The organism is Stenotrophomonas sp. P5_B8, assembly GCF_054049855.1.
Genome location: NZ_JBFULO010000308.1, coordinates 1 through 4,741 on the forward strand (window position 1 = coordinate 1; position 4,741 = coordinate 4,741).

Annotated in this window: 6 protein-coding genes; 5 read left to right on the forward strand and 1 reads right to left on the reverse strand. The window is 67.0% G+C overall.

Translation table 11 applies throughout. The features are described 5' to 3' along the window. The 5 genes from dapF to hslU form a co-directional block, all read left to right on the forward strand. Window positions 1-786 (forward strand): diaminopimelate epimerase (dapF, locus tag ACXJKH_RS15130; protein WP_457320483.1); only part of this gene is annotated, 786 nt, incomplete at its 5' end. Beyond that, complete coding sequence (locus ACXJKH_RS15135; RefSeq protein WP_457320485.1) at window positions 783-1,460, forward strand: DUF484 family protein; 678 nt, start codon at window positions 783-785, stop codon at window positions 1,458-1,460. The genes dapF and ACXJKH_RS15135, both read left to right, overlap by 4 nt. Before the next feature lie 22 nt (window positions 1,461-1,482). After that, window positions 1,483-2,373 carry a tyrosine recombinase XerC gene (gene xerC, locus ACXJKH_RS15140; protein ID WP_457320487.1) on the forward strand — a complete coding sequence of 297 codons (891 nt, stop codon included), beginning with the start codon at window positions 1,483-1,485 and terminating at the stop codon, window positions 2,371-2,373. Between the two features lie 91 nt (window positions 2,374-2,464). Continuing rightward, window positions 2,465-3,016 (forward strand): ATP-dependent protease subunit HslV, encoded by a 552-nt coding sequence (hslV, locus tag ACXJKH_RS15145; RefSeq protein ID WP_019183676.1) that lies wholly within the window; start codon window positions 2,465-2,467, stop codon window positions 3,014-3,016. Between the two features lie 167 nt (window positions 3,017-3,183). Further along, complete coding sequence (hslU, locus tag ACXJKH_RS15150; RefSeq protein WP_457320489.1) at window positions 3,184-4,557, forward strand: ATP-dependent protease ATPase subunit HslU; 1,374 nt, start codon at window positions 3,184-3,186, stop codon at window positions 4,555-4,557. Here the strand turns inward: hslU and ACXJKH_RS15155 are convergent. Next, a partial coding sequence (locus tag ACXJKH_RS15155) for a hypothetical protein (RefSeq protein ID WP_457320491.1) occupies window positions 4,545-4,741 on the reverse strand: 197 nt, incomplete at its 5' end. The genes hslU and ACXJKH_RS15155 overlap by 13 nt on opposite strands.

The following is a 4,741-nucleotide window of genomic DNA, read 5'->3' on the forward strand; positions in this document are numbered from 1 at the left end:
GTGCTGGACCTGCGCGACGGCACCCCCGAACCCACCCCGGCCCTGGCCGCACGGCTGGCCGACCGCCACACCGGCGTCGGCTGCGACCAGATCCTCACCATCGAAGCCCCGCGCGCGGAAGGCTCGGTGGCGTCCTACCGGATCTGGAATGCCGATGGCTCCCAGTCCGAGCAGTGCGGCAACGGCGCGCGCTGCGTGGCGGCTTGGCTGGTGCGCGACGGCGCGGCCGGCGGCGACCATTTCACCATCGACAGCCCGCTGGCCACCCACAGCATTGAACGCCTGACCGATGACCAGTACGCGGTGGCCATGGGCGTGCCGCGCTTTGAACCCCAGCAGATCCCACTGCTCGGTTTCGCCCGCGCCCGCGACGAATACCTGCTGCCGCTGCAGGGCGACACGGTGCGCTTCGGCGCCGTGTCGATGGGCAATCCGCACGCGGTGATCGAGGTCGGTCTGGTCGACGCGGCGCCGGTCGAACGGCTCGGCCCGCTGCTGCAGCAGCACGCTACCTTCCCGCAGTCGGTCAACGTCGGCTTCGTGCAAGTGCTCGATCCCACCCATGCACGCCTGCGCGTGTACGAACGCGGCGTCGGCGAAACGCTGGCCTGTGGCAGCGGCGCCTGCGCCGCGGCGGTGGTGATGATGCAGCGCGGTCGCCTGGAGCGTGATGCCACCTTGTCGCTGCCGGGCGGTACGCTGCGCCTGCGCTGGCCGGCCGACGACGCCCAGGTGGTGATGTCCGGCCCGGCAGCCTTCGTCTTTGAAGGGGAGTGGAACGCATGAACGAGACCGTCGAAAAGATCGGTGCGCATGAAATCGCCGCATGGCTGCGTCGGCATCCGGCGTTTCTCAAGCAGTTCCCCGACCTGGCCCTGACCTTGGTGGTGCCGCGCGATGACGGTCCTACCGCGTCGCTGGCCAGCTACCAGTTGGAAGTGCTGCGCGACAAGAACCGCGAACTGTCGCGGCGGCTGGCCGAGCTGGCCGGCAACGCACAGGTCAACGAACGCCTGGCCGTGCGCACCCACCAGCTGACCCTGGCGCTGATGAAGCAGACCACGGCCGCCGACACGCTGCGCGCGATGGCCGCGTCGCTGGAAGAGGATTTCGCCGGCGATCTGGTCCGGCTGGTGATGCTGCACCCGGTGGAGGGGCTGGAGCAGGCACCGTGGTTGCAGGTGGTCGCCGAGGACAGTGCCGCGCTCGGCGCGTTCCGCGATTGCCTCAAGGACGGCGAGCCGATCTGCGGCCGCCTGCAGCATGAAAAGAGTACGTTGCTGTACCAGGAGCGCGTCGAGGAAGTGCAGTCCAGCGCATTGCTGCCGCTGCCGGGCGTTGGCCTGATCGCGGTCGGCAGCCGCGATGCCAATCGGTTTTATCCCGGCATGGGCACGCTGTTCCTGCGCATGATGGGCGAGTCGCTGGGCGTGGCGTTGAAGCGCTTCGCGCAGGCCTGAGTCCGTACGCCCTCCCGATGCCATGAGCGCTGCCGCCGAGTTCCTTGGCTACCTGGAGGTCGAGCGGCGCATGTCGGCGCACACGCTGGATGCCTACCGCCGCGACCTAGAGGCGCTGGAGTCGTGGTCGCAGAAGCAGGGCGCGGTGATCGAAGCGCTGGATGGCGAGCAGTTGCGCCAGTTCATCGCCGCCGAGCATCGTCGCGGGCTGGCGCCGAAATCGTTGCAGCGCCGCCTGTCGGGCTGTCGCAGTTTCTATGCGTGGCTGCTCAAGCACCGTCGCATCACGGTCAGCCCCGCCGCCGGATTGAAGGCGCCCAAGGCACCACGCAAGCTGCCGCAGGTGCTGGACGCTGATGAAGCGGTGCAGCTGGTCGAACTGCCCACCGATACGCCCCTGGGCCTGCGCGATCGCGCGCTGCTGGAGCTGTTCTATTCCTCCGGCCTACGCCTGAGCGAACTGTGCGCGCTGATCTGGCGCGATCTGGATTTCGCCACCGGGCTGGTCAACGTGCTGGGCAAGGGCAACCGCCAGCGTCGCGTGCCGTTCGGTTCGCATGCGCGCACCGCCCTGGAGGGCTGGCGTGGCGAGAGCGGCGGTGGCGAGGCACAGCCGGTGTTTCCCGGCCGCAAGGGCGGTCCGATCACCCAGCGCGCCATCCAGATCCGCATCCGTGGGCTGGCCCAACGGCAGGGTCTGTTCAAGCACGTGCACCCGCATATGCTGCGGCACAGTTTCGCCAGCCACATCCTGGAATCCTCCGGCGACCTGCGCGGGGTGCAGGAGCTGCTCGGCCATGCCGATATCGCCACCACGCAGATCTACACCCACCTGGATTTCCAGCACCTGGCCAAGGTCTACGATGCGGCCCATCCGCGCGCCAAGCGGCGCAAGAGCGGCAACGAAAGCTGAATCGATCCGCTGCGTCACCCGGCCGCAGGGCAGGGTGGGTTGAAGCCTCCGGCAACGACCCCACCTCAGTCCTTGTCACCCCGGAGGCTCCATGGACCCCAGTCAGAACCCCAACGTATTTCATGCCACCACCATCATTTCGGTGCGCCGCAACGGGCATGTCGCCGTCGCCGGCGACGGCCAGGTCACGCTCGGCCACACGGTGATGAAGGGCAATGCCCGCAAGGTGCGCCGGCTGGGTCGCGAGGGCCAGGTACTGGCCGGTTTCGCCGGTGCCGCGGCCGATGCGTTCACCCTGTTCGAACTGTTCGAGGCCAAGCTGGAAAAGCACGGCCAGCTGCAGCGTGCGGCGGTGGAGCTGGCCAAGGATTGGCGCACCGAGCGCCGCCTGGGCAAGCTCGAAGCGCTGCTCGCGGTGGCCGACAAGGACACCTCGCTGATCATCAGCGGCACCGGTGATGTGATCGAGCCGGAGGACGGCATCATCGCCATCGGTTCCGGCGGTTCCTACGCCCTGTCGGCCGCACGCGCGCTGATGGCGCACACCGAACTGGACGCCCGCACGATCGCCACCGAGTCGATCAACATCGCCGGCGACATCTGCATCTACACCAATCGCAACGTGGTGGTTGAAGAGCTTTGACGGGTACCGTCAGCGCATTCGCGCTGCCGCCCCACGCGTTGCTGCGCAACATGCCCCGCCGCTTCGCGGCAGCCCCCTGACTCAGGGGGCTCTGCACCCGCTACATGGCGTAGTGCCGGCCGCTGGCCGGCAACCCCGACACACCACATTCATTCGTGAGCACACCCATGCCGCACAAGATTGAAGTCTCCTCCGCCACCATGACCCCGCGCGAGATCGTGCAGGAGCTGGACCGGCACATCGTCGGCCAGCACGACGCCAAGCGTGCGGTCGCCATCGCGTTGCGCAACCGCTGGCGGCGCATGCAGCTGCCGGCCGAGCTGCGCAATGAAGTGATGCCCAAGAACATCCTGATGATCGGCCCGACCGGCGTGGGCAAGACCGAGATCGCCCGTCGCCTGGCCACGCTGGCCAACGCGCCGTTCGTCAAGGTCGAAGCTACCCGCTTCACCGAAGTGGGCTACGTCGGCAAGGACGTGGAGCAGATCATCCGCGACCTGGCCGACACGGCCGTCAAGCTGTACCGCGAGCAGGCCAAGGTGCGCGTGCGCACCCAGGCCGAAGAGCGTGCCGAAGACCGCATTCTGGATGCGCTGCTGCCGCGTCGCAGCGCCGGAATCGGCTTCGATGCCGAGGCCGCGCGCAACGAGCCGTCGGCGCAGGACAATGAAACCCGCATCAAGTTCCGCCGGATGCTGCGCAATAGCGAGCTGGACGAGCGCGAGATCGAACTGGAAGTCTCGGCCAACGTCAGCATGGACATCATGACCCCGCCTGGCATGGAGGAAATGGGCCAGCAGCTGCGCCAGATGTTCTCGAGCATGGGTGGGGCGAAGGCGCAGAAGCGCACGCTGTCGATCAAGGCGGCGCGTCCGCTGCTGGTCGAGGAAGAGGCCGGCAAGCTGGTCAACGAGGACGATATCCGCAGCGCGGCGATCGAGGCCTGCGAGCAGCACGGCATCGTGTTCATCGACGAGATCGACAAGGTGGCCAAGCGCGGCGACAACGTTGGCGGTGGCGATGTGTCGCGCGAGGGCGTGCAGCGCGATCTGCTGCCGCTGGTGGAAGGCTCCAACGTGTCCACCAAGTACGGCACGATCAAGACCGACCACATTCTGTTCATCGCCTCCGGCGCGTTCCATCTGGCCAAGCCGAGCGATCTGATTCCGGAGCTGCAGGGGCGTTTCCCGATCCGGGTGGAGCTGGGCGCGCTGAGCAAGCAGGACTTCGTGCGCATCCTGACCGAGCCGAAGGCAGCGCTGACCAAGCAGTACGAGGCGTTGCTGCAGACCGAGGGTGTGTCGATGACATTCACCGTGGATGCGGTGGACCGTCTGGCCGAGATCGCGTTCCAGGTCAACGAGCGCCAGGAGAATATCGGTGCCCGTCGTCTGCACACGGTGCTGGAGCGTCTGCTGGATACGCTGAGTTACGAGGCCCCCGACCGCGACGGCGAGACCATCAGCATCGATCAGGCTTACGTGGACGCGCATCTGGGCGAGCTGGTGCAGGATCCGGATTTGAGTCGTTACATCCTGTAACGGCTTGGGATGATCGAGCGATACAAATGCGGCGGCGCGAAAGCGTCGCCGTTTTTTTTGTGTTTTTTGCGGGTGTCTACGGGTGGGGTGAAGGGCGACCGCAACTGCGAGCGAGAGCAGGTTGCCGCTTGCGGCGTGGCTGGGCGGGGGTGTGTGAGTTCGCGGGACACGCCGTGAATCCATC

What these genes read in the sequence shown, in the direction of transcription:
- ACXJKH_RS15135 (WP_457320485.1), top strand. Translation starts at nt 783, where the DNA reads ATGAACGAGACCGTCGAAAAGATCGGTGCGCATGAAATCGCCGCATGG.
- xerC (WP_457320487.1), top strand. Translation starts at nt 1,483, where the DNA reads ATGAGCGCTGCCGCCGAGTTCCTTGGCTACCTGGAGGTCGAGCGGCGC.
- hslV (WP_019183676.1), top strand. Translation starts at nt 2,465, where the DNA reads ATGGACCCCAGTCAGAACCCCAACGTATTTCATGCCACCACCATCATT.
- hslU (WP_457320489.1), top strand. Translation starts at nt 3,184, where the DNA reads ATGCCGCACAAGATTGAAGTCTCCTCCGCCACCATGACCCCGCGCGAG.